Raw genomic sequence first — 25,029 nt, 5'->3', positions numbered from 1 at the left:
GTATACGGTGATGTGCAGAGTGTGACTATGAAAATGTTAACTTTGGATGAATGGGCAGAAGACCGGTACAGGAGCCGCCCGCCTAAACTGGGAACATTACAGCGGTACGCCCGATGTGGTCTGTTTTTCCCGCCGGCACAGAAAGAAGGTGGTATTTGGCGCGTGAGAGAAGATGCTGAACTTGTTGGTAATTTAATCTCACCGGTGATCAGCAAAAGTGATAATCCCAGGCTGCAAAGGATTTTAACTGATGGCTGCCAGACCCCGTAAAAATAATATCAATATCCCCAACCTGTACCCGTTTTTCAGCAGGAAAACCAGTAAGGTGTACTGGCGCTACAGACATCCTGTCACCGGGAAATTCCATTATCTCGGTGACAATGAGGAAGAGGCCAAAATAATTGCGGTTGAGGCTAATCTGCGGCTGGCTGAACAGCGGAGCCGTCAGGTAATGGCGATCAGTGATCGGATGGCGAAAATAAAAGGCAAAGAAATCACGGTTAATACCTGGCTGGATCGGTACCAGAAAATCCAGGCGGAGCGTCTGGCAGACGGTGAAATAAAACAAAATACCTTTAAACAAAAACAGAAACCTGTAGCACTGATGCGTCATGCATTATCACAAAAACCATTACCGGCAGTCGATGCCCGCGATATTGCCGATATTCTGGAGCAATATAAGGCCAGTGGTCAGCACCGGATGGCACAGGTTGTCCGTTCGGTATTGATTGATGTATTCAAAGAGGCACAGCATGCCGGTGAAGTTCCGCCGGGATATAACCCAGCCCTCGCAACAAAGCAACCACGGCGAAAGGTAACCCGGCAACGACTTAGCCTGGAAGAATGGCAGAAAATTTATGATATCGCCTGTAAGGACCATAAATATCTCGGAAACGCCATGTTGCTGGCTGTCGTTACCGGACAGCGCCTCGGAGATATTTCAGAAATGAAATTCCGTGATATATGGGATGACCATCTGCATGTTATCCAGCAAAAAACCGGAACACGGCTTGCTATCCCCCTCTCCCTCCGGTGTCAGGCACTCAATATCAGCCTGCGGGATGTGATTGCCGGATGCCGTGATCTGTATGTCAGCAAATATTTAGTCCACTACACACGAAACACATCACAGTCACAGCCCGGCGGACAGGTAACCGCAAATACCCTGACCACCAATTTTAAAAAAGCCAGGGATAAAGCAGATATCGACTGGGGAGAAGGCACTCCGGCAACATTTCATGAAATGCGGTCATTATCAGAGCGCTTATACCGGCAACAGGGAATTAATACCAAAAACCTGTTGGGTCATAAAAATCAGCAGCAAACTGATAAATATCATGATGATCGTGGTAAAGATTGGGTAAGGGTGTTGATATGAAATTCTATTGGCTTATAGTTGAATTCGTATATCTGCCTTTCAGCTGTATACCAGCTTTGTGCCAAAATCGGACATTCGCTGTACATCCAGTCAAATACACAGCGTGCTTTAACCATAAAACAGGCTCGCTTTGGGCAAATGATCAAGTACATTTATTTGTTCCTGATGAAGGAAAATAACGCCGATTTAGATTATTAGCCTGGACTACCCTAAAAATAACAAACCAGATAAATATGATAATATTCCGGCATGCTTTTGATCTCTGCTAATAATAGCAGTTAACTTTAAATAGCTATTTTCATCAACAAATTAACATCAGTGTATCAGCTGATAAAACCAGAAAAAGCTTGCCAATACAATATACAATTGCTCGGCAAGCAATTAACTTTCCCGAAAACTATGGATAACTACACAAGATAACGACACCTTCCTGATTCATACACCAGTATCCAACCTTCTGCTTCTCACTGACCTGATAATGTGATCAAAGGAATTTTGAAAATTGTGTTAATTGAATACTGTAGTTAAATGATGTTTATATTTGACAATATTCTGCTTGACCGCAGGTTCTTTGATAACATCGTTGACCATAAATGTCTTTAACTGAGACATCCCGAGAAACTGCTGCGACTTATGGAATGCAAAATACACTCCGTCAACACCTCTGCCGTCAAAAAAGTTTCCGAACTCATTAAATGCTTCTTCCGGCGCATTCCAGGTCACCGATAACATATATTTTTTACCCTGTAATAACCCGCCGGTTCCGTATTGTTTTTTAGGGTCACGGCGTGTACGTCCGTCATTTTCATACAATTTTCCGTGGCCTGTTGTATAAATATCATCCATATATTTTTTAACTTTCCATGGCATCATCATCCACCAGCCCGGCATCTGGTATACAATGGCATCTGCCCACATGAATTTATTTATTTCTTCATCAATGATATAACCTTCATCAACCTGTGTTTCCCGGATATTATGACCGGAAGCAGTTAAATGTTCTGCGGCAATATCATGTAAAGTCCGGTTAAGCTGACCGGCAGAATGCCCAAAAACCTGCCCGCCGTTAATAAGTAATATATTCATCATTCATTCCTTAATTTAACTGATAGATAACAGAATTAAACTGATAAGACAAAGATATATAATCCCAGATAATGGTATGGATAAAGCATATCACACGGATAACGGCGATTATTGTTCTTTTGAGAAAAGTCTATTGCCCTGTTAAGGCTTTTTGTCACCGGAACAACGCAGTATTCTTCTTCGCCATCAGGTCTTGTCAGACCGTAAAGATAAAAATTCAGGTTAAAAACAGGATTCAATATGAAAAATGTACAATTAGTATTAGCTGCAACAGTGTTATCTTTCGTTTCTTTCGGTTCATTTGCTGAATCTGTTACCGCAACCGGTGATACCCCGGATTCAGCAGAGGCTGTTATTGCACAAAAAGCAAAAGACGCAGGTGCTTCCGGTTACACAATCACCAGTGCAAGAATGGGAAATACCACAACAATGAGTGCTGTATTAAATAAGTAATTAACAGACTGTATTTAATCCCCCGCAACATTAATTATTGAAGAGGTATAATATGAGCGTTCCTGCATTAGGCACAGGTACTTTTCGTTTACAGGGCGATGTCGTTATTGCATCAGTTAAGAATGCATTAGATGTCGGCTACCGTGCAATTGATACTGCACAAATTTATGAAAATGAAGCAGATGTTGGCCGGGCACTTGTAGAAAGTGGTATTCCGCGTGAAGAGTTATATATTACCACTAAAATCTGGATTGAAAATCTTAGCAAAGATAAACTTATCCCGAGTCTGAAAAAAAGCCTGCGTGATTTGCAGACCGATTATGTCGATTTAACGCTGGTTCACTGGCCATCACCGAATGATGCGGTTTCGGTTGAAGAGTTTATGGCTGCACTGGCAGAAGCGAAAAATCAGGGGCTGACCCGTGAAATCGGGGTGTCGAATTTCACTATTCCGCTGATGGAGAAAGCCGTTGCCGCAGTGGGTGCTGAAAATATTGCGACCAACCAGATTGAACTGTCCCCTTATCTGCAGAACCGCAAAGTCGTTAAGCGGGCAAAAGAGCTGGGGATTCATATCACGTCTTATATGACACTAGCCTATGGTAAAGCATTAAAAGATGAGGTTATTCAGTCTATTGCTATAAAACATAACGCGACACCGGCTCAGGTTATTCTGTCATGGGCGATGGGGGAGGGCTATTCTGTCATTCCGTCTTCAACCAAACGTGAAAACCTGATCAGCAATCTGCGGTCAGCAGAATTGCAGCTTGACCGGGCCGACCGCGATGCGATTGCAAAACTCGACTGCAATGATCGCCTCGTCAGCCCAGAAGGACTGGCGCCTGAATGGGATTAATCCCCGCTGTAATTCGGAAGCCATAGTTCTTATGGCTTCTGAATTTGTGCCAGATAGTGTGTCAGGCTGTCGATGAAGACCCGGATCCGGCGGCTGACCACTCTGTCACTGTAATAAACCGCATGAAACGGCATCGGAACCGGTTGCAGTTCATCCCTGAGCAATTCAGTCAGTTCCCCGCTTTCAATCCCTTTATTTACCATAAAATCAGACAGACATGCGATACCTTCCCCGCTGACACATAACTGCCGTAATGTTTCCCCGCTGTTTGAGGATATTCCGTCCGTTACAGTAATCAGCCGACCTTCTTCGGTATTCAGCGGCCAGGTATTGAGTGATACCGGCTCCGTAAATGTCAGGCAGGTATGATGATGTAAATCAGCTGCTGAGACCGGTTTCCCGGCAGTTTCTATATAACGGGGAGAGGCTACAACTTTCCGGTAACTGTTAAATAGCAGACGTGCACGCAGACTGGAATCTGTCAGTTGGCCTGCCCGTATAGCGATATCAACTTTACGCTCAATCAGGTTAACGAAGGTTTCGGACGAGACCAGTGATAATACAATGTCCGGATATTGCTGGCGGAACACCGAAATAAACGGAATAAGTAGGTGCAAAACAACCGGCGTTGCCGCGTCAATCCGTAATACACCTTTTGGTGAACTTTGAGAGCCAAGCAGTTCATTTTCTGCGGCCTGCATTTCCTGCAGGATATTTTTCATCCGCTGAAAATAGAGTTCACCTTCTGCCGTCAGATCAATCTGCCGGGTTGTCCGGTTGAGCAGATTAACACCGAGTTTGTCTTCCAGTTTTTTAACAGTACGGCTGACAGCGGAGTTCGCCAGATTCAGTTTATCTGCAGCTTTGGTAAAACTTTTGTGTTCAACGACCTCAATAAATACACGGGCTTCTTCAGATGTTGCCTTCATACACCGTTCCTTTGTGTTCTCCGGTGCCAGACCGGCACGTCATCTACGGATGATTACGTTATTATTGCCGGTAAAGCACCAGTCATCAGACAATAATGATAATACAGAAACAATATATCTGAAAAAAGAACCCAGCCAGCATATCTAGAAAGGTATTCAGGATAGCCACTATACAAGCAGGCTGTTACTGTAGATTTAAAATAGCTACATACATCAGCATTCGGCCATTCATAGGTAGTGGTACAAATGATTAGGGTACTTATCAGCATGGACGAAAATCGCTGAAAGTGAATGGGACTTTTTATCGGGATACTTACAAAGCCCCTCAATCCGTACAAATTTCATACCGTTTTGCTAAATCATTTTGCAAACTTTTTGATAACCGTTTCAGACTGAACAATAAAAAACGGGAACTAATAAGTTCCCGTTAACTATTTCATTGTAAACTGAATTACATGTGTTTGATGATTGCGTCACCAAACTCTGAGCATTTCAGCAGCTTAGCGCCTTCCATCAGACGCTCGAAATCGTAAGTGACGGTCTTGGCAGCGATTGCCCCTTCCATTCCTTTAACGATTAAGTCAGCGGCCTCAAACCAGCCCATGTGGCGCAGCATCATTTCAGCGGAGAGGATTTCTGAGCCCGGGTTGACTTTGTCCTGACCGGCGTATTTTGGTGCGGTGCCGTGGGTGGCTTCGAACAGTGCGCATTCATCACCGATGTTCGCGCCCGGTGCGATACCGATACCGCCGACCTGTGCCGCGAGGGCGTCAGAAATATAATCGCCGTTGAGGTTCATACAGGCGATAACGTCATATTCTGCCGGACGCAGCAGGATTTGTTGCAGGAACGCATCCGCGATCACGTCTTTGATAATGATCTGTTTGCCGGTTTTCGGGTTTTTCAGGCTTAACCACGGGCCGCCGTCCAGTAACTCGCCGCCGAACTCTTCGCGTGCCAGTTCATATCCCCAGTCTTTGAAGGCACCTTCGGTGAACTTCATAATGTTGCCTTTATGAACCAGGGTGACGGAATCACGGTCGTTATCAATGGCGTAGTTAATCGCTGCGCGGACCAGGCGTTTTGTCCCTTCTTCAGAGCACGGCTTGATACCGATACCGCAATCCTGCGGGAAGCGGATTTTGGTCACACCCATTTCGTCCTGCAGGAACTTAATCACTTTATCAGCTTCCGCAGAACCGGCTTTCCACTCGATACCGGCGTAGATGTCTTCCGCGTTTTCACGGAAAATCACCATATCAGTCAGTTCAGGTTGTTTTACCGGGCTTGGTGTACCGGCGTAGTAACGCACCGGGCGCAGACAAACATACAGATCCAGAATCTGGCGCAGTGCCACGTTCAGGGAGCGGATACCGCCGCCGACCGGAGTGGTCAGAGGGCCTTTGATAGCCACGCGGTAGTCACGGATAAAATCGAGGGTTTCATCCGGCAGCCAGACATCACTGCCATACAGTTTTGTGGATTTCTCACCGGTGTAGATTTCCATCCAGGAGATTTCACGCTTACCGCCGTAGGCTTTTTTTACAGCGGCATCAACAACTTTAATCATTACTGGCGTTACATCAGCCCCGATTCCGTCCCCTTCAATAAACGGGATAACCGGATTGTCCGGAACGATTAATTTGCCTTTTGCGTCAATGGTAATTTTAGCGCCTTTCGCCGGAACAACTACTTTGCTTTCCATCAACCTCTCCTTTATGTAAGCGCAATGCTTTGTTAATTTTTTGTAATGGCCCTGTCAATACTACTTGAATAATCGCATCACGCAAATCCTAACTGTTTTAAGCTATAATGTAAGTCTCATTTTTATGTAAAAAAAAGATAATGACCGGTAAAACCACGAACTCCCGCATCTCCCGAAAGCCGCAATCCCGTCCGGCAGGCACTCATCCGCGTCAGAAAAGCGTCCGCAAGCCCCGGCCGCGCGGTCCGCAAAAAATTATTCTGTTCAATAAACCGTTTGATGTACTGCCGCAGTTTACCGACGAAGCCGGGCGCAGCACGCTGAAAGATTACATTCCGGTTACAGATGTGTATGCCGCCGGGCGGTTGGATCGCGACAGCGAAGGGTTACTTATCCTGACCAATGACGGCGCATTGCAGGCAGCGCTGACACAGCCGGAGAACAAAGCCCCGAAAGTGTATTATGCTCAGGTGGAAGGTGTGCCGGACGAAAACGCGCTGAATCAGTTGCGTAATGGTATCACCCTGAATGATGGCCCGACCCGCCCTGCCGGTGCCGAGCTGGTGGATGAGCCGGACTGGCTGTGGCCGCGTAATCCGCCTATCCGCGAGCGGAAATCGGTACCGGTCAGTTGGCTGAAACTGACACTGCGGGAAGGCCGTAACCGCCAGGTACGCCGGATGACCGCCCATACCGGCCACCCGACCCTGCGTCTGATCCGCGTGCGGATTGGTGATTTTGCCCTTGATACCCTTGCCCCCGGCGAATGGAGAGAAGTGAATGATATTCAGACCTCATGTGACAGTGGCCTGCCTGGTCAGCGCCGGTGAAAAATTTCTGGTGGTGGAAGAAACCGTTAACGGCAAAGCCACCTGGAATCAGCCCGCCGGGCATCTGGAAGCCGGGGAAACCCTGCTTGCCGCCGCAGAGCGCGAGCTGTATGAAGAAACCGGGATCCATGCTGCTCCCGATGCCCTGCTGAAAATTCATCAGTGGGTTGCACCGGACGGCACACCGTTTATCCGTTTTCTGTTCCGTGTGCTGCTGGAGAGTGAATGTGAGACACACCCGCAGGACAGCGATATCGACCGCTGCCACTGGGTCAGTGCGGACGAGATTATTCACAGCCCGATTCTGCGCTCCCCGCTGGTAAAAGAAAGTATGTTTGCCTGGTTTGCCGCCGAACCGCTGCCGCTCTCTCTGCTGGGAACGTTCGGGGATGCGTTCGGGGAACCGGTTTCCCCGTAATGCATTGCAGGGAACAAACTGCGGAAAATTCTTTGCTGAAAATTCTTTGCGAAAAAAGTGCCGATCCCGCACCTGAGTGATGCGCCGCTGTGCGTATCATGGTAAAGTACGGCGCTTGTTTTTTTCCCCGGTTCTTCTTCGCGTCACTGTTTGCGGAGCAGACCGAATCGCCGCGAGATCAGCCATGTCAGATAACAGCCAGAAAAAAGTCATCGTCGGAATGTCCGGCGGTGTGGATTCCTCCGTCTCAGCCTATTTACTGCAACAGCAGGGTTATCAGGTGACCGGGCTGTTTATGAAGAACTGGGAAGAGGACGATGATACCGAATACTGCTCCGCCGCCGCAGATCTTGCGGATGCACAGGCCGTCTGCGATAAACTCGGCATTGAACTGCTGACCATCAACTTCGCGGCGGAATACTGGGATAATGTGTTCGAGCATTTCCTGGAAGAATATAAAGCGGGACGCACGCCGAACCCGGATATTCTGTGCAACAAAGAAATCAAATTCAAAGCCTTCCTGGAATATGCCGCAGAAGATCTCGGGGCGGATTATATCGCCACCGGACATTATGTGCGCCGCCGTGATATCAACGGTACCACGCAGTTACTGCGCGGTCTGGACAGCAATAAAGATCAGAGCTATTTCCTGTATACACTGAGCCACGACCAGGTGGCACAGAGCCTGTTCCCGGTCGGTGAACTGGAAAAACCGGAAGTCCGCCGGATTGCGGAACAATTAGGGCTTATCACCGCGAAGAAAAAAGATTCCACCGGGATCTGCTTTATCGGTGAGCGCAAGTTCCGTGATTTCCTCGCCCGCTATCTGCCCGCCAAACCGGGTCCGATTATGACGGTTGATGGTCAGGAAATCGGTCAGCATGACGGGCTGATGTACCATACCCTCGGCCAGCGTAAAGGGCTGAAAATCGGCGGAACCCGTGAAGGTTCCGACGAGCCGTGGTATGTTGTCGATAAAGACGTTGAAAACAATATTCTGATTGTCGCACAGGGCCATGAACACCCGCGTCTGATGTCTGCCGGGCTTATCGCGCAGCAGCTGGACTGGGTATCCCGGGAGCCGCTGACGCAACCGATGCGCTGTGTGGTGAAAACCCGTTACCGTCAGGAAGATATTCCCTGTACTGTCACCCCGCTCGGTGATGACAAAATCAGTGTCCGGTTTGATAACCCGGTTGCTGCGGTCACACCGGGTCAGTCCGCTGTCTTTTATCAGGATGAAGTCTGCCTGGGCGGCGGAGTCATTGAAGCGCGTATTACGGAGTGATTATGGCTAAAAATTACGAAGACATAACCCTCGCCCTGGCAGGGATCTGCCAGGCCGCGCGCCTGGTGCAGCAACTGGCGCATGAAGGTCAGACAGATAATGATGCGGTTGATGTGATGATCAACAGCATCATCAATAATAATCCGTCTTCTGTCCTGAATGTCTACGGCGACAATGTGCAGAACCTGCATACCGGCCTGTCCGCGTTCGCCGGGATGTTCAATATGACCGGTTCTCAGGGGCTGAATGCCGAGCTGACCCGCTATATGCTGGGTGTGATGCTGCTGGAGCGCCGCCTGAACAAAGCGCCGGGCGCGATGGACGAGCTCGGCCGCCGTATTGATAATCTTGAACACCAGCGCGACCATTTTGGTCTGTCACAGGAAGCGATGCTCAATACTATCGCCGGTATCTATGTGGACAACATCAGCAGCCTCGGCCCGCGCATCCAGGTGACCGGCTCGCCGGAGATCCTGCGTAACACCCTGATTCAGGCTAAAGTCCGCTCGCTGTTACTGAGCGGGATCCGCAGCGCCGTGCTCTGGCGCCAGGTCGGCGGCAACCGTTTACAGCTGCTGTTTTCCCGTTCACGCCTGGTGGACACCGCCAAATATCTTCTCGCTCAACACTAAAATTACCGGGAGTTGCAACCAATGGAATTATCCTCACTTACCGCCGTTTCCCCTGTCGATGGCCGTTATGGTGACAAAACACGCGCACTGCGCGATATTTTCAGTGAATACGGTTTATTGAAATTCCGTGTACAGGTCGAAGTGCGTTGGTTACAAAAACTGGCGGCGTGTGCAGACATCCCTGAAGTTCCGGCTTTTGATGATGACGCAATCGCTTACCTGGATGCAATTGTCGCGAATTTCGGCGAAAAAGACGCAATGCGGATCAAAGAGATTGAGCGCACCACCAACCACGATGTGAAAGCGGTGGAGTACTTCCTCAAAGAAAAAGCTGAAGCCGTGCCTGCCCTGCACGCGGTGTCTGAATTTATCCATTTCGCCTGCACATCCGAAGATATCAATAACCTCTCTCACGCCCTGATGCTCAGCACCGCCCGTGAAACCGTGCTGCTGCCGGCATGGCGTCAGATGATCGATACTGTCCGAGCCATGGCGGCGGACTACCGCGACCTGCCGCTGCTCTCCCGTACCCACGGGCAGCCTGCAACCCCGAGCACCGTCGGTAAAGAGTTTGCCAACGTCGCTTACCGGATGGAGCGCCAGTACCGCCAGTTACAGCAGACCGAAATCCTCGGTAAAATCAACGGCGCGGTCGGTAACTATAACGCGCACTTGTCTGCCTATCCGGATATTGACTGGCATAAATTCAGCGGTGACTTTGTGACCTCGCTGGGTATTCAGTGGAACCCGTACACCACACAAATTGAGCCGCACGATTATATTGCTGAGTTTTTTGACTGCGTGGCGCGTTTTAACACCATTCTGATCGATTTCGACCGTGATATCTGGGGTTACATTGCCCTCAATCACTTTAAACAGAAGACGATTGCCGGTGAAATCGGTTCATCCACCATGCCGCACAAAGTCAACCCGATTGATTTTGAAAACTCAGAAGGTAACCTGGGTCTGGCTAACGCGGTGCTCGGCCACCTGGCAACCAAACTGCCGGTATCCCGCTGGCAGCGCGACCTGACGGACTCCACTGTGCTGCGTAACCTGGGTGTTGGGATCGGTTACTCGCTGATCGCTTATCAGTCCACGCAAAAAGGTCTGAGCAAGCTGGAAGTGAACGAAAAACACCTGCGTGATGAATTGGATCAGAATTGGGAAGTACTGGCAGAGCCGATTCAGACAGTTATGCGCCGCTACGGTATCGAAAAACCGTATGAAAAACTCAAAGAGCTGACACGCGGCAAGCGTGTTGATGCACAGGCGATGCAGGTCTTTATCGACGGACTGGATCTGCCTGACGCAGAAAAAGCCCGGCTGAAAACCCTGACCCCGCAAAACTATCTCGGGGACGCCATCCGTCTGGCAGATGAGTTGTAATTATTAACTCACTGATAATTAATCACACAGAGGCAGAGGATATCTGCCTCTTTTTTTTATGATTAAACGCATATCGCGCGTATTATTTGGCGTACAAGTTCCCTATCCTTCATATAAACTGTTACAATTCACATCGTTTCCTGTTGGGATATCTGTCTTTGTAAGGAATTATGTATGCGCGTGCTCATCGTGGAAGATAACAATTTACTCCGCCATCATCTGACGGTTCAGATCCGCGAGCTCGGCCATCAGGTTGATGCGGCGGAAGATTCAAAAGAAGCAGATTATTTTCTTCAGGAAAGTCAGCCGGATATCGCGGTGGTTGACCTCGGTCTGCCCGGCGAGGACGGTATGGTGATGATTGCCCGCTGGCGTCAGCAGCAGGTCAAAATCCCGATTATGGTACTGACCGCCCGTGAAAGCTGGCAGGAAAAAGTCGCCGCGCTGAATGCCGGGGCGGATGATTATGTTACCAAACCTTTCCAGCTGGAAGAGATTGTTGCCCGTATGCAGGCACTGATGCGCCGTAACAGCGGCCTCGCCTCCCAGACACTGGAACTGGGCATTTTTGTTATCGATCTTTCCCGCAAAGAATTCCTCGTTGACGGTAACGCCGTCAAACTAACCGCATTTGAATACACCATTATTGAAACCCTGATGCGGAATAATGGTAAAGTCGTCAGTAAAGATTCCCTGATGCGCCAGCTCTATCCGGATGCCGAACTGCGTGAAAGCCACACCATTGATGTGCTGATGGGCCGTCTGCGCAAGAAAATCCAGACATTTACCGATATTGATGCCATCGTCACTGTCCGCGGACAGGGCTACCGCTTCGACGCAGGGAAGTAACAGACGCCACTTAAGCCACTGAGGTATTGCGCATGACCAGGCGGACAACGCGCCCTTTCTCTCTGCGGACCCGGTTTTTACTGGCAACGTTTGCCGTGATCCTCGCCATGACGCTCTCTTACGGCGCCGTGGCGCTGGTCGGTTACCTGGTCAGCTTTGATAAAACCACCTACACCATGCTGCGCAGCCAGAGCAATCTGTTTTACAGCCTGTCGCAGTGGGATGACGGAAAACTCAATATCCGTTTTCCGCCGAATTTCTCCCTGAATGCCCCGTCTGTGGTGCTGATTTATGATGACAATCAGAATCTGCTCTGGCGGCAGTATCATATTGACGCGCTGGAGAGAGCCATTCCGGCCAAATGGCTGACCAAAGAAGGGTTGTATGATCTGAATACCTCGCTGGAAGCCACCAAATCCCTGCTGGTCAATACTCCGCTCTTTGCCACGGAAGATATCCGGATTAATGACCTCGATGATGATCACGACGGACGGATGATCCACTCCGTGTCTGTCAGCCGTTACGGCAAAACCGATACCCTGCCGCCGCTGACGATTGTGGTGGTGGATACCATCCCGCAGAATCTGCAGAAGACCTTCCGTGTCTGGGAATGGTTCGGTTACGTGGTACTCGCCAACCTGTTTCTGCTCACACCGCTGATCTGGCTGGCGGCACACTGGAGCCTGCGGCCGATTAATGCTCTCAGCGGGCAGATCAGCGCCCTTGAAAAAGGCGAGCGGGAAGATCTGGATGAAACGCCGCCCAGCGAACTGCGCGGTTTGGTGCGTAACCTGAACCTGCTGCTGCACAGTGAGCGGGAGCGCTATACCCGCTATCAGCGCACGCTTTCTGATCTGACCCACAGCCTGAAAACCCCGTTGGCGGTGCTGCAGAGTACCCTGCGCTCACTGCGCGGTGGTAAAGATATGACTATTGAAACCGCCGAGCCGGTCATGCTTGAGCAGATCGGACGAATTTCCCAGCAGGTCGGCTATTATCTGCACCGCGCCAGTATCGGCGGTGACAATACTGTGCTGATGCGGGACATTTCCTCCGTTCCGGCGCTGATTGACAGTCTCGCCAGTGCGCTGTCAAAAGTGTATCAGCGCAAGGGCGTGGATATTACCGTCGATATTCCGCCGGATATCACCTGGCTGGGACAGCAGAATGACTTTATGGAAGTCATGGGCAACATTATGGAAAATGCCTGCAAATACTGTCTGGAGTTTGTCGAGGTGACGGCGCAGTGGCAGCATGATGCGGTTATTCTGATTGTCGATGATGATGGTCCGGGTGTGCCGGAGGAGAAACGGGAACTGATTTTCAGCCGCGGTCAGCGGGTTGATACCCTGCGGCCGGGTCAGGGACTGGGGCTGGCAATTGTCACCGATATTCTGGAGCAGTATGACGGCGGCGCGGTTGTCACTGAAAGCCCGCTGGGCGGTGCCCGTATTACTGTGACATTCCGGCGTCAGACTGTTCACGACGAAGACACAGACTGAGAGTCAGTCTGTTGTTGCCGGCAAGTTATAAATATATGCATGAATATAATATGTCTTTTTCCGTTATACTCCCTTCATCTGCCTGATCACGGCGTTTATTGAGGACGAACACATGGATTATGAACTGAATATAGACTGGCAGACCTTTATGGAAAGCCACTGGCAAAAACGTCCGTTACTGATCAAAGGTGGTTTCCGCAATTTCCGCGACACCATTTCCCCCGATGAACTGGCGGGGCTGGCAATGGAAGATGAAGTCGACAGCCGCATAGTCACCCGTTTCAGCGGAAAATGGGATGTGCGCCACGGGCCGTTTCAGGAGTTTGACGGGCTGGGTGAAAAAGACTGGTCTATCCTGGTTCAGGCCGTTGATCACTGGCACTTTCCGTCCGCCGCACTGATGAAGCCGTTCCGCTGCCTGTCTGACTGGCGGATGGATGATCTGATGATCTCATATTCTGTGCCGGGTGGCGGTGTGGGTCCGCATCTGGATCAGTACGATGTGTTTATTATTCAGGGCCAGGGCCGCCGCCGCTGGCGTGTCGGGGAAAAAATCCCGGTGAAACAGCACGCGCCGCATCCGGATCTGTTACAGGTGGACCCGTTTGATGCCATTATTGATGATGAAATGGTGCCGGGCGATATCCTGTATATTCCGCCGGGATTCCCGCACGAAGGCTATGCCATTGAGGAATCACTGAACTATTCTGTCGGTTTCCGCGCCCCGAATGCCCGCGAACTGTTCAGCGGCTTTGCCGATTATGTGATTGCCAATGAACTCGGCAGTTACCGCTACAGCGACCCGGATCTGGCGTTCCGTGATAATCCGGCGCTGATTCAGCAGGGCGAACTGACCAAGCTGCATGGTATGATGCAGGATCTGCTTGACCAGCCGGATGTGTTCCGCAAGTGGTTCGGTGAATTTATTTCCCAGTCCCGCCATGAACTGGATCTGGCACCGCCTGAGCCGGCGTACAGCCCGGATGAAATACAGGAACTGCTGTCACAGGGGGAATCTCTGTTCCGCCTGAATGGACTTCGGGTACTGCGTGTCGGTGATACCTGTTTTGTTAACGGCGAAGCCCTGAAAACCCCGCATATTGAAGCAGCGGATGTGCTCTGCCAGTATGATGAAATCACTGCCGAAATGCTGGGGGATGCTTTCAGTGATCCGGAATTTGTGACCCTGCTGACAGTGCTGATTAATAACGGTTACTGGTATTTTGATGATTAATCCGCAATAAAACTGCATTCATCGTTCAGATAAAAGCGCCGCATCATTATGCGGCGTTTTTTACTGGTAACGAATGGTGTAATTCAGAATTGTTTCCGCCGCGCCCGGCTCAATAGTATCCCTCGTCTGTATAAAAGCCGCCTGTAACCGCAATACAGCCCGCCGGGCAGTGACTTCATCAAACAAAAGCGGTTCACCGAAAGTTACCGGTTTGCCGTTATGTGTCAGCCGGACTCCCACACCTGATGCACTGCCGTTTCTCCGCTGTAACTTCAGTGTTCCGGGGCTGTTTCTGGTGGTAAATGCATTACCGGTTAACAGGATATCCGCCATTGCCAGATTGCTGCACTGCAGTCCAATAGTCAGGTTACGAATGCTTCCCGGTGCAACAGACCCTTTGCCGCTGAAATCAGTCCGCGATACGACTCCTAAATCCACCTCTGTTTCTGTTTGCGGATCAAGATCACAGGAATGTTGCCGGACAGTAAATCCGTCCAGATGGATTTTGGTTTCCGGTATACCATATAATCCTGCGGCCCAGTGCCCGTCCACCCGCATAGCGATTTCACCCAGATAGCCTCCCTGATGATGAGCAGCTATTTCCGGTTTCAGTTTATAGAGTGTCACCACTGCCCGTACCCGATATGGCTGAGACGGATCCATGCCGCTGCTGATCGTACACAGTCGTTTATTGGCGGTGTTGTTGTCCGGTGAATCATGACCGTCCACATAGCGTAACGACCTCATGCATTCCGGATGTTCCGCCACCGCCCCGAGACTGTAGCCGATACCACCGGAGAGTTCATAGATAGTGTGTCCCGATGCATTTTGTGTTCTGTTACCCGGCATTCCGCCAACCAGCACAAATTCAATTTCTTTACCGCTGTCGAGCCGGCACTGAGAGACATCAATACTATCCGAAAATACTGTCTCCCCGATAATACCGCCAACCGGTACATTATACGCAGCCGTGATATAACCGGCCGGTATGCGGAGAGTCGTTTCCGGTGTGATAAGTGCACAGGTTTCCCCGGCGGCAGCGGCCGGAATATATCCGGCTGTCAGCCACAAGAGAAAACCTGCCCGGCATAGTGTTCTGGTCTGAGTAAACATTGCTGCTCCTTTACCGGCATATCAGAGGGAGGGTTATCAGTCCCTGCTGATCTTCCGGGACAGTGAAATCCGCCCCGCACTGCTCATGCATTCCTTTCCCCCAGACAGCCTGTAAATGCCCCTGAGCCGGTAACCCGCTGAGATACACTTCCCCGTCCTCACCGGTAATACCGCTGACGCTGCTGCCATCTGCTTTTTTCACCTTCACCCGGGCGGCGAACGGCACCGGGCCCTGTACAGTCCGCAGTGCATAAATCACGCGATAACCGGTATTCACTGCAAAACGAACCGGCACCAGCGCCCCTTTTGACGGGATCACCTGTACGACAGGATCATCCGCATCCGCATTATCCGGCAGGGTTTCCGGGTCGATACGGATAACATTCTGATGATAATGGCTCATCTGCGGAATAACACTGAACCCCGCACTGTCAGTCTGCGCCACTGCCCGTGAGGCCACACGGATCCCCCCGGCACCGCCGGTATCTGCCAGTCCGTTGGTTTCACCCAGCGGACGTGACAGTGTGATACCGTCACCGTGAATAATCAGCCCGCCCTGAATATCCCCGCTCAGGGTATTGTGTCCCTGACTGTGATTGATTCGTCCCCGGATATCGGCCAGGTCGTGACGCCAGCGCAGCTCCGCCCCGCGGTAATGTGCTGTACTCTGCTGCTGATAACTGTGAGTAACCGAGTACCCGAAACGCTGCTCTTCCCCGGGAAAACCATTAACGGATGTTTGCAGAGACGCTTTTCCTGCCCGCTGCTGGTAATGAAAATAGCTGCGGGCTTGTTGTCCGGCAAAATCCAGCGGCACCGACAACGCAACAGATACCCGTTTATCTGTCTTCCGAAAATACCCGCCTGTACGGTACTGTGCATTCACACCGTAATGTACCCGGCCAATATGGCCGGAATAGCCGGCATCCCTGCTAATCACCGCCCGGTATCCGCGCCCGTCATGGCCGGTGCGGTTATAGTGATATCCTGCCGACAGCGTACCGTTATCCCCCGGCAATGGTTGCAGCAACCGGACCTGCCACTGCCTTGATTGTTGCTCATGTGCAGCCCCTGTATTCACCAATGTCCCGGTCAGCGGAAAAAATTTCTGATAATTCAGCCGGTAACGCGGATAATGCTTTGCCGTTGTATGCCGCATCAGAATATCAGCGGACACTCCGCCTGCTGCTCCCATATTGATACCTGCCCCCACACCGCTGCTCAGGGCGTGTTGTGCTGCATAGCCGCCACCATACAGTGTGAGGACTGAATTAATGCCGTATGCTGCCGTACTCTTCACAAACAGGTCTTTGTTATTATTTCTGTTACCGCTGTATTTTCCTGCATCCAGTGTGTAACTGAGACGGCCTTCCCGCTGCATAACCGGGACTGAGGCTCCCGGCTGTATAAAACGCTGTACGGTGCCATCCGCTTCCTCAATGGTGACATCCAGTTCCGTTCCCTGAAAAGACGTATTCAGATCATCAATCACAAATTCACCGGCAGGTAATGTTTCACGGCGGATAATCATTCCCTGCTGCCTGATAGTCAGTTCCGCACTCTGACCGGTTATTCCCCGGATAACCGGCGCATATCCCTGCTGATTCAGCGGATACATATCACTTTGTGAAGCCAGCCGGATCCCCCTGAACGCACGGCTGTCAAACAGCACATCCCCGCTGAACAACTCCCCCAGCTGTAACTCACTGCGCAGAGGCGCTATAGCGCGGTACATCCACAGCCGTTCTGACTGCCATGTCATTTTCCGGTTCCGGTATTCTGCTCTGCTGTGATGGCGAAGCCGCCAGAATCCGGTATTAAAACCACTTTGCAGTAACAGGGTATGCCCGGTGTGATCACTGAATCTGCTGCTCTGCCGGGAAAAGCGATAATCATAATTGAGCATAAATGCAGTAATGCCCGGTTCCCATAACGAAGCATCTGCGGTCCGCTGCGCTTCTGTCAAAAAAAAACGTTGCGGGATCGTAATATCCAGCGACTGCCGCGCGGTATCAAAATTCAGCGAAACCCCGCTGACCAGCGCGGTAATATCTGTAATCTGTGCTGTGCTTTCCGTTTCAGCAAATGCAGACGATGCACCGGGGCGCAGTCCCCATACCAACCATTGCTTACGGGTTACCACCGGCAGCAATGTTTTTTGCTGCGGATGATAACGAAACTCCAGCCATTGACTGCTGGCTACCTGCTGATTGACAGTGACTGCCACAAAATAGCGGCCCTCTTCCTGAAATTGCCGCTCCCGCAAATACTGAAACTGTGCGGGATCCATCACCGGATCATCTCCGTTCAGGCCAAGCGCTGCCGGATTAAAATAAGGCGCGGCAAAAACAGTTACCGGGGAAAAAACGATCACCACAGACAGAAGAAAAAAATAAGGTGCTTTCAATTGCATAATAATATTATTTATCAAAAACAACAGGTTTCGAAATAATCCCGCCAAAATCAGAGATGTAGCTTATGGTTATTTTGTCATTACTATGAATAGTTGTTACCGGTACCGTTAATGATTCGAAGGGAACAATCATCTCCGAAACAGTATATTCCTTATTATTAACCAAAATATTTCTGACAGTGATATGAAAGGGCAAGTCATTAATGACCTTTATTCTGTTTCCTTTTCGTTCATACCTCAGTTTATTATAATCAGGCTCAGTTAATCCCTCAGGGCGATAGAATAATTTAAACTTTGAATTAATAACGATCTGAAGTTTATTCTCTCTGTTTTCATCTGTTTCCGGAATGCCTTTTATATTCAGCCAGAGCAGTGTTTCTCTGTCATCCGGGAATTCTGTTTTTTTCAGCATAACACGCAAAATCCCTTTTTTCCCGGCATCCAGCTGGAAAATAACCGGTGTGAGAATAAAATCCTTACTTTTTGTTATGCCATCTTCTTTTTCAACCCAGCTCTGAATTAAATAGGCTGATTTTTTATCAGTATTATCAACAGGGATTGTGATCATTTTTTTATCCTGCGGATAAATAAACCGGGTGCCGCCGACAACCACTCCGGCAGTTGCCCGGCTCATGGTCAGAAAAAAAATAATAATAAGGAAAGTGAAACCGATTTTCATGGTGCTGTTTATCCGGGGCGGCAACACTTGTTGCCGCCGGTATTAAATGTTACTCATAAGAAACAGTGTAATTCACCGTTGCATTGCCTTCACCCGGTGTTGCCAGGCCGGTAGCCTGATACGCTGCGGTATAATTAAGAGTATAATCACGGGAATCCGCCTGCAGAGGAATGTTACTATAATCACCTGCCGGCGTTACCTGCTGCCCCTCTGCAGTCGCAATGCTGATCCCCACTTTTCCGGCACTTTTTTGATTGGCATCCAATGCATACAGCGTTGCATTGTCTGCATGCGCCGTGCCTTCCATTTTGATTCTCAGCGATGTCATTGCTAATGAACAGTTAATCAGAGAAATATCAAAAGCCTTTTCTTCTGTTCTGTCATCATTTTTTTTCAGTTTAGCGGCTGAATGCTCACCCAGATAAACATCTTTATCTTTTTGTGTAATATCGCAGCTTGAGTCAGTTATTTTTCCTGTAAATCTGATATTCCCTGTTATTTCTTTGGCATCGGCATCGATTTCCGGAACGACCTCATGAATATCACCATCCGCAGAGAATGCATTAAAGGAAAATAAAAGTAACGATGAAATAATTAATTCTCTTTTTAATAAAGACATAAAAATCACCTTTTAAATATTCAACAAATATATATATTTAATGATATGTATTATCTGAACAGATGTAGTTACGCACTGAACATTGACAGGCGAAAGACTATACCAGCAGAAGATAAACGAATACAAAACAAAGATTAATTGGTGAGTAATAAAAGCATCACATCACCGTGTTAATCTTACTATTTATTTAAGTCAGTTTATTTAATAAAAAAGCCATCTTATAGAAAGATGGCCTTTATAATATTTAATTGATATCTGAATTATTTATTTCTTCATATCCAGTGCGGTTAATTCTGCAATCCGCATAATCACAGAAACAGCCTGTTCCATGCCTTCCAGTGAGATAAACTCGTGTTTACTGTGGAAGTTATAGCCGCCGGTAAACAGGTTCGGGCACGGCAGACCACGGTAAGAGAGTTGCGCACCGTCAGTACCGCCGCGGATAGGTTTGATATCCGGCTCAATATCGCAGTCAATCATTGCCTGTTTGGCCAGTTCAATCACATGCGGGTGTTTCACCACATGGTCGCGCATATTGTAATAGCTGTCATCAATCGTCAGCTCGATATAGCAGTCCGGATGCAGACCTTTACCGACTTTCTCGGCAATCGCGATCATGTTGCTTTTGCGTTTTTCAAAATTATTACGGTCAAAATCACGGATGATATAGTTCATTTCCGCGCGTTCCACCGTACCTTTGATACTTTGCAGATGATAGAACCCCTCATACCCTTCGGTATTTTCCGGCGTTTCTTCCGGCGGTAATTCACTGTGGATGCGGGTTGCCAGTGACAGCGCGTTCACCATCACGCCTTTGGCACTGCCCGGATGCACGTTATTGCCTTCAATGCGGATGGCAACCGCCGCTGCGTTAAAGTTCTCATATTCCAGCTCACCGACACCACCACCATCAACGGTATAAGCCCACTGCGCACCGAATTTTTTCAGATCCACATACTGCGCGCCACGGCCGATTTCTTCATCCGGCGTGAAGGCAATGCGGATATCACCGTGCGGAATATCACTGTTTTTCAGACGTACCATAGCAGTGATGATTTCTGCGATACCGGCTTTATCATCCGCTCCCAGCAGGGTTTTACCGTCGGTCATAATCAGGGTTTTACCCAGCATGGTGTGCAGCACCGGGAACATGACCGGCGACAGCACTTCGTCACCGATGCCGAGTGCGATATCACCACCACGGTAATTTTCCAGAACCTGAGGATTCACATTACGCCCGGAGAAATCCGGTGAGGTATCAAGGTGAGAAATAAAACCGATAACCGGCACCGGCCAGTCAACATTCGCCGGTAACGTTGCCATCACGCAGCCGTTATCATCCAGCGAGACATCTGATAACCCCAGCGTTTTCAGCTCTTTTTCCAGAGCACGCGCCAGCCTTAACTGACCGTCGCTGCTTGGTGTCAGCTTGGCTGACGGCTTCGACTGCGTGTCAAAAGAGACATAACCGAAAAAGCGCTCTAATAACTTATCCATGTGTTCCCCCAATAACATTGATTTCTTATTATCGGGGAAACATAAATTGAGTTATTGCGTCAAATCAGATTTAGTGTTGTTAATCTGCGCCAGCAGCTGACGGACATACTCCGGCACCACCTGCCCGGCAGGACCGTAGTGACACTCCTCAAACTCACTCTGCACCTTACTCGGTTCCAGATTGAGTTCCACCGTATGTGCCCCGCACAGCCGTGCCTCATGGACAAACCCGGCCGCCGGATAGACATGTCCGGAGGTACCGATGGCGATAAAGATATCCGCATCATTCAGTGCCTGATAGATTTCATCCATGCCGAACGGCATTTCACCGAACCAGACAATATGCGGCCGCAGCGGTGACGGGAACTGACAGCAGTGGCAGCGCTCATCGGCAGACAGGTCGCCGGTGCACGACTGAACCTGTCCGGACATCGCACAGCGGATTTTCAGCAACTCGCCGTGCATATGAATAATCCGCTGACTGCCTGCCCGTTCGTGCAGGTTATCAATATTCTGGGTGACCAGCAGGAAGTTATCCCCCAGCACCTGTTCCAGCTCCGCCAGGGCGAGATGTGCCGGGTTCGGCTGCACATCAGGGGACTGTAACTGACGGCGGCGGTCATTGTAAAACTGCTGCACCAGACGCGGATTGCGGGCATAGCCTTCCGGCGTCGCCACATCTTCGATGTTGTGCTCTTCCCACAGCCCGTCTTCCGAACGGAATGTCCGGATCCCGGACTCGGCGGAGATACCCGCACCGGTCAGCACAACAATTTTAGGTTTAAACTGATCCATTTTTCCGGCCATCCATTTATCGCGATAGAAAAAGCGTAAGTGAAAACGCTGGCGCAGGATCCGCCGCTGTTTGCGTAACTTTCTTAATCGGTGCGTTCTGCGCATAATCCGGCCTTTGTTCATCACTGTCTCCGTTCAGGGTAATGCATCCGCGCTTCGGATTCAAAAATCATTACAATTCCTGCGGGCTTTACTGCCCGCTCAGAATACGTGCCGGTTCAAGGCGGCAGGCGCGTCTCGCCGGATACCAGCTTGCCAGCAGGCTCAGCACAATGGTGGTCAGAACCACATACAGCAGATCCGTCAGCCGCAGCTCCGACGGCAGAAAATCAATAAAATAGACATCGCCGGACAACAGTTTGTGCCCGATAAGAAATTCAATGCCACGGATAAGCGGCGTCAGATTCAGGGCCGCCAGTGTGCCGAGAACCGCCCCGCTGATACAGCCGACCATACCGGTCAGCAACCCGTACCAGAGGAAAATGGCACGGATCAGGCTGTCTTTCGCACCAAGGGTACGCAGAATGGCGATATCCCCGCTTTTGTCTTTCACGGCAATAATCAGGGTGGAAACGATATTGAAGCACGCCACACCAATCACCAGAATCATGGCCAGGTACATAATACTGCGCACTAACTGAATGTCGCTGTACATATAGCCGTATTCGTTGATCCAGCTTTTATAGAAGACATGCTCACGGCTGGCTTCCGCCGCCCGCAGCACCACGTCATTGGCGTTGAAAACATTATCCGTGCGGATTTCGATACCGGTGACACCCTCACCGTAATCCAGATACTGCTGTGCATCTTCCAGCGGCAGCAGCGCCAGCCGGTGATCCAGCATGCCGCTTAAGCGAAAAATCCCCGCGACCTGCAAACGGATGCGTTTCGGCTGTAACAGGCGCTCCGTGCTGTCGTGATTCGGGATCATAATGGTGAGCCAGTCACCCTGCGCAACACCGAGAGATTTCGCCGCGCCGTCGCCAAGGATTATCTGGTTTTTCCCGGCCTGAAAATCCGCCCAGGCATTATCCGCCACAAATTCCGGCAGACCGCTTACCGACTTCTGAGTGACCGGATCCACGCCCATCAGTTGCATGGCCTGTAATTTACTGCCTTTTTCCGCCAGTCCGGTAAATTCAATATACGGGCTGGCGGCCACCACACCCGGAGTATTTTTGATCCGCAGCAGGCTCTGCGCCCAGGTATCAAACGGCTGCTCAACAGTGGAAATCTGCCCCTGCGGCACCACGGAAAGCACCCGGTTCTCCAGCTCACGCTCGAAGCCGTTCATGGCACTCAGCCCGATAATCAGTACCGCCACCCCGAGCGTGATCCCCAGAGTGGAAATGACGGAAATCAGCGAGACCATCCCCGCCCGTTTCCGCCCTTTGCTGAAACGCAGCGCAGTCAGTAATGACAGCGGTAGTGCATTCATAGCGCCGTCTCCGGCTGTGCATTCAGAATACCGTCGCGCATTTCCATCTGCCGCCCCATTTTCGCCGCCAGGGCGAGGTCATGGGTAACCACCAGGAAAGCGGTGCCGAGAGTTTTATTCAGTTCGGATAACAAATCAAAAATGCTCTGCGCATTGCGCTGATCCAGGTTACCGGTTGGTTCATCCGCCAGAACCAGTGACGGTTTATTCACCAGCGCACGGGCAATCGCCACCCGCTGACGTTCCCCGCCGGAAAGCTCAGACGGACGATGATGAGCGCGCGCGGCCACACCAACACGCTCCAGCATTTCCCCCGCCTGTGCCAGTGCTTTATCCCGCGCCATACCGCCGATCAGCAGCGGCATCGCCACGTTTTCCACCGCCGTAAAATCGGGCAACAGATGGTGGAACTGATAAATAAAGCCCATTTCCTGATTGCGCAGCGCCGACAGGGCGTTCTGGCTCATGGCGGAAAGTGCCGTGCCGTTGAAAATCACCTCACCGGAGGTCGGGGAATCCAGTCCGCCGAGCAGATGCAGCAGCGTACTTTTCCCCGAGCCGGAACTGCCGACAATCGCCAGCATATCCCCGCGACGGAGTTCAAAATTAACCTGTTTCAGGACATCAGTTTCCACTGTGCCCTCGTGATAGGATTTGCATAACTGACGACATGCCAGTAATAACTCACTCATAACGTAAAGCCTCCGCGGGTTGTACCGCTGCCGCCCGCCACGCAGGCCAGAGTGTGGATAATAAAGAGATAAGCATGGCAGCCGCGCCGATAGTGATGACGCGCAGCGGCTCAATGACCGTCGGCAGCGCTATTCCTTTCGGGATCAGCCCCAGCAGCGGCATCAGAATATTCAGTTGTGACGAAAGCAGCGTACCCAGCAGAACGCCGATCACCGAGCCGAGGATCCCCGCCCCCGCGCCCTGAATCATAAAGATCAGCATAATTTTGCCGCGTGTCATTCCCAGGGTTTTCAGGATGGCCACTTCGGTCTGTTTTTCCATCACCAGCAAGGCCAGCGAGGTAATGATATTAAACGCGGCCACAGCGATAATCAGGCTGAGCAGCAGCCCCATCATATTTTTCTCCATACGCACCGCCTGGAAAAACTCACCTTTCTGCACGCGCCAGTCTGTCCAGACCAGCCCTTCCGGTAATGTCTGCTGACTGAGACTGTCCACCTGCAACGGCTGTGACAGATAGAGACGCCAGCCGGTAATATTACCCGCCGGATAGCGCATCAGACGCGCCGCATCCTCCTGATTCATCAGCACCTGGGTGTTATCGGATTCACTGCCGGAGGAGAAAAAACCCGCCACGGTAAACAGGCGCTGGCTCGGGATACGTCCCATCGGCGTCAGCTGTGACACATTCGGCACCAGGATACGGACACTATCCCCGCGTTTGAGTCCCATCCGTTTCGCCACGCCCTCGCCGACCACCACATGATATTGTCCTGCTGCCAGTTCAGACGGCCGGGTATTCACCAGATAATCCATCAGCGGTTCATCCCCCTGCGGATCAATTCCGGTCACGGAGGCGATCCCCACATTGCCGGTGCTCTGCAGAACCACGTCACCGGTCACAATCGGGGCGGTTTTTACCACATCACGCAGCCCTGTTAATTGTGAGACCGGATGTGTCTGCGGATCCAGCACGCCGTTTCCGGTGGTGATTACCGCCTGCGGCATAAAATCGAGGATACTCTGCTGCAATGAGCGTTCAAAACCGTTCATTACGGATGTCACGGTGATAAGTGCTGTCACCCCCAGCGTGATGCCGATGGCGGAAAGCAGCGAGACAAAACGGGCAAAGCGATCCGTGCCGCGTCCCCGCATGTAACGCAGACCGATTAAAAATGAGACAGACTGAAACATGAAATCTGAACGCCCCTGTTGCCAAAGCGAAGTGTTCAG

General features: G+C 50.6%; 24 protein-coding genes. 12 read left to right on the top strand and 12 right to left on the bottom strand.

Annotated elements, in window-relative coordinates; translation table 11 throughout:
• The first annotated feature begins 27 nt into the window (after positions 1-27).
• Together ACSBQN_RS04380 and ACSBQN_RS04375 are read left to right on the top strand one after the other, a co-directional pair.
• Positions 28-270 carry an excisionase gene (locus ACSBQN_RS04380; protein ID WP_071997735.1) on the top strand — a complete coding sequence of 81 codons (243 nt, stop codon included), beginning with the start codon at positions 28-30 and terminating at the stop codon, positions 268-270.
• The gene (locus ACSBQN_RS04375; RefSeq protein WP_434991603.1) at positions 251-1,378 is read left to right on the top strand and encodes a site-specific integrase; all 1,128 of its coding nucleotides are present in this window, start codon (positions 251-253) and stop codon (positions 1,376-1,378) included. Before ACSBQN_RS04380 ends, ACSBQN_RS04375 begins: the two co-directional genes overlap by 20 nt.
• A gap of 507 nt (positions 1,379-1,885) precedes the next feature.
• Here the strand turns inward: ACSBQN_RS04375 and ACSBQN_RS04370 are convergent.
• Positions 1,886-2,464 carry an NAD(P)H-dependent oxidoreductase gene (locus ACSBQN_RS04370; RefSeq protein ID WP_434991620.1) on the bottom strand — a complete coding sequence of 193 codons (579 nt, stop codon included), beginning with the start codon at positions 2,462-2,464 and terminating at the stop codon, positions 1,886-1,888.
• Positions 2,465-2,704: 240 nt separating this feature from the next.
• Between ACSBQN_RS04370 and ACSBQN_RS04365 the strand changes: the two genes are divergently transcribed.
• Positions 2,705-2,917, top strand: coding sequence for a DUF1471 domain-containing protein (locus ACSBQN_RS04365; protein WP_262875559.1), 213 nt, complete (start codon positions 2,705-2,707; stop codon positions 2,915-2,917).
• Between the two features lie 52 nt (positions 2,918-2,969).
• The gene (gene dkgB, locus ACSBQN_RS04360) at positions 2,970-3,773 is read left to right on the top strand and encodes a 2,5-didehydrogluconate reductase DkgB (protein WP_434991602.1); all 804 of its coding nucleotides are present in this window, start codon (positions 2,970-2,972) and stop codon (positions 3,771-3,773) included.
• Positions 3,774-3,802: 29 nt separating this feature from the next.
• On the opposite strand, the gene yafC is transcribed toward dkgB, so the two are convergent.
• Entirely contained in the window at positions 3,803-4,702 is a 900-nt protein-coding gene (gene yafC, locus ACSBQN_RS04355; protein ID WP_434991601.1) for a DNA-binding transcriptional regulator YafC, read from the bottom strand.
• A 451-nt stretch (positions 4,703-5,153) separates the two neighbouring features.
• Positions 5,154-6,407, bottom strand: coding sequence for an NADP-dependent isocitrate dehydrogenase (icd, locus tag ACSBQN_RS04350; RefSeq protein ID WP_004240623.1), 1,254 nt, complete (start codon positions 6,405-6,407; stop codon positions 5,154-5,156).
• Between the two features lie 140 nt (positions 6,408-6,547).
• On the opposite strand from icd, the gene rluE reads away from it, so the two are divergent.
• The 8 genes from rluE to ACSBQN_RS04310 all read left to right on the top strand — a co-directional run bounded on the left by rluE (position 6,548) and on the right by ACSBQN_RS04310 (position 14,549).
• Positions 6,548-7,237 (top strand): 23S rRNA pseudouridine(2457) synthase RluE, encoded by a 690-nt coding sequence (rluE, locus tag ACSBQN_RS04345; RefSeq protein WP_354633242.1) that lies wholly within the window; start codon positions 6,548-6,550, stop codon positions 7,235-7,237.
• Positions 7,191-7,655, top strand: a complete 465-nt coding sequence (locus tag ACSBQN_RS04340; RefSeq protein WP_152713684.1) for an NUDIX domain-containing protein — start codon at positions 7,191-7,193, stop codon at positions 7,653-7,655. The genes rluE and ACSBQN_RS04340 overlap by 47 nt, the downstream gene beginning before the upstream one ends.
• A 184-nt stretch (positions 7,656-7,839) precedes the next feature.
• Positions 7,840-8,943, top strand: coding sequence for a tRNA 2-thiouridine(34) synthase MnmA (gene mnmA / locus ACSBQN_RS04335; protein WP_004238115.1), 1,104 nt, complete (start codon positions 7,840-7,842; stop codon positions 8,941-8,943).
• 2 nt (positions 8,944-8,945) lie between these two features.
• The gene (gene hflD, locus ACSBQN_RS04330; protein WP_004238114.1) at positions 8,946-9,575 is read left to right on the top strand and encodes a high frequency lysogenization protein HflD; all 630 of its coding nucleotides are present in this window, start codon (positions 8,946-8,948) and stop codon (positions 9,573-9,575) included.
• A gap of 21 nt (positions 9,576-9,596) precedes the next feature.
• Positions 9,597-10,964 (top strand): adenylosuccinate lyase, encoded by a 1,368-nt coding sequence (purB, locus tag ACSBQN_RS04325; RefSeq protein ID WP_036405985.1) that lies wholly within the window; start codon positions 9,597-9,599, stop codon positions 10,962-10,964.
• Between the two features lie 174 nt (positions 10,965-11,138).
• Positions 11,139-11,813: a two-component system response regulator PhoP gene (gene phoP / locus ACSBQN_RS04320; protein ID WP_004238112.1), complete on the top strand. Its 675-nt coding sequence runs from the start codon at positions 11,139-11,141 to the stop codon at positions 11,811-11,813.
• A 32-nt stretch (positions 11,814-11,845) separates the two neighbouring features.
• Complete coding sequence (gene phoQ / locus ACSBQN_RS04315) at positions 11,846-13,315, top strand: two-component system sensor histidine kinase PhoQ (protein WP_004238109.1); 1,470 nt, start codon at positions 11,846-11,848, stop codon at positions 13,313-13,315.
• Between the two features lie 112 nt (positions 13,316-13,427).
• Positions 13,428-14,549 (top strand): cupin domain-containing protein, encoded by a 1,122-nt coding sequence (locus ACSBQN_RS04310; RefSeq protein WP_024473413.1) that lies wholly within the window; start codon positions 13,428-13,430, stop codon positions 14,547-14,549.
• A 60-nt stretch (positions 14,550-14,609) separates the two neighbouring features.
• On the opposite strand, the gene ACSBQN_RS04305 is transcribed toward ACSBQN_RS04310, so the two are convergent.
• The 9 genes from ACSBQN_RS04305 to lolC all read right to left on the bottom strand — a co-directional run bounded on the left by ACSBQN_RS04305 (position 14,610) and on the right by lolC (position 24,990).
• Entirely contained in the window at positions 14,610-15,662 is a 1,053-nt protein-coding gene (locus ACSBQN_RS04305; RefSeq protein ID WP_024473414.1) for a fimbrial protein, read from the bottom strand.
• A 10-nt stretch (positions 15,663-15,672) separates the two neighbouring features.
• On the bottom strand, positions 15,673-18,075 hold the full coding sequence (locus ACSBQN_RS04300) for a fimbria/pilus outer membrane usher protein (RefSeq protein ID WP_354633241.1): 2,403 nt from the start codon (positions 18,073-18,075) through the stop codon (positions 15,673-15,675).
• A gap of 7 nt (positions 18,076-18,082) precedes the next feature.
• Positions 18,083-18,754: a fimbrial biogenesis chaperone gene (locus tag ACSBQN_RS04295; RefSeq protein ID WP_024473416.1), complete on the bottom strand. Its 672-nt coding sequence runs from the start codon at positions 18,752-18,754 to the stop codon at positions 18,083-18,085.
• Positions 18,755-18,803: 49 nt separating this feature from the next.
• Positions 18,804-19,373, bottom strand: coding sequence for a fimbrial protein (locus tag ACSBQN_RS04290; RefSeq protein ID WP_354633240.1), 570 nt, complete (start codon positions 19,371-19,373; stop codon positions 18,804-18,806).
• A gap of 264 nt (positions 19,374-19,637) precedes the next feature.
• Complete coding sequence (gene pepT / locus ACSBQN_RS04285) at positions 19,638-20,870, bottom strand: peptidase T (RefSeq protein ID WP_004238103.1); 1,233 nt, start codon at positions 20,868-20,870, stop codon at positions 19,638-19,640.
• Between the two features lie 51 nt (positions 20,871-20,921).
• Positions 20,922-21,770, bottom strand: coding sequence for a Sir2 family NAD+-dependent deacetylase (cobB, locus tag ACSBQN_RS04280; protein ID WP_024473418.1), 849 nt, complete (start codon positions 21,768-21,770; stop codon positions 20,922-20,924).
• A gap of 85 nt (positions 21,771-21,855) precedes the next feature.
• Positions 21,856-23,103, bottom strand: coding sequence for a lipoprotein-releasing ABC transporter permease subunit LolE (lolE, locus tag ACSBQN_RS04275; protein ID WP_024473419.1), 1,248 nt, complete (start codon positions 23,101-23,103; stop codon positions 21,856-21,858).
• Positions 23,100-23,795: a lipoprotein-releasing ABC transporter ATP-binding protein LolD gene (gene lolD, locus ACSBQN_RS04270; RefSeq protein WP_220730711.1), complete on the bottom strand. Its 696-nt coding sequence runs from the start codon at positions 23,793-23,795 to the stop codon at positions 23,100-23,102. The genes lolE and lolD overlap by 4 nt, the downstream gene beginning before the upstream one ends.
• The gene (gene lolC, locus ACSBQN_RS04265) at positions 23,788-24,990 is read right to left on the bottom strand and encodes a lipoprotein-releasing ABC transporter permease subunit LolC (RefSeq protein ID WP_214176833.1); all 1,203 of its coding nucleotides are present in this window, start codon (positions 24,988-24,990) and stop codon (positions 23,788-23,790) included. The genes lolD and lolC overlap by 8 nt, the downstream gene beginning before the upstream one ends.
• Positions 24,991-25,029 lie beyond the last annotated feature (39 nt).

This window comes from Morganella sp. B601, from assembly GCF_051172335.1.
GTDB classification, from domain to species: domain Bacteria; phylum Pseudomonadota; class Gammaproteobacteria; order Enterobacterales; family Enterobacteriaceae; genus Morganella; species Morganella morganii.
This window is presented reverse-complemented; position numbering and strand designations above follow the sequence as displayed.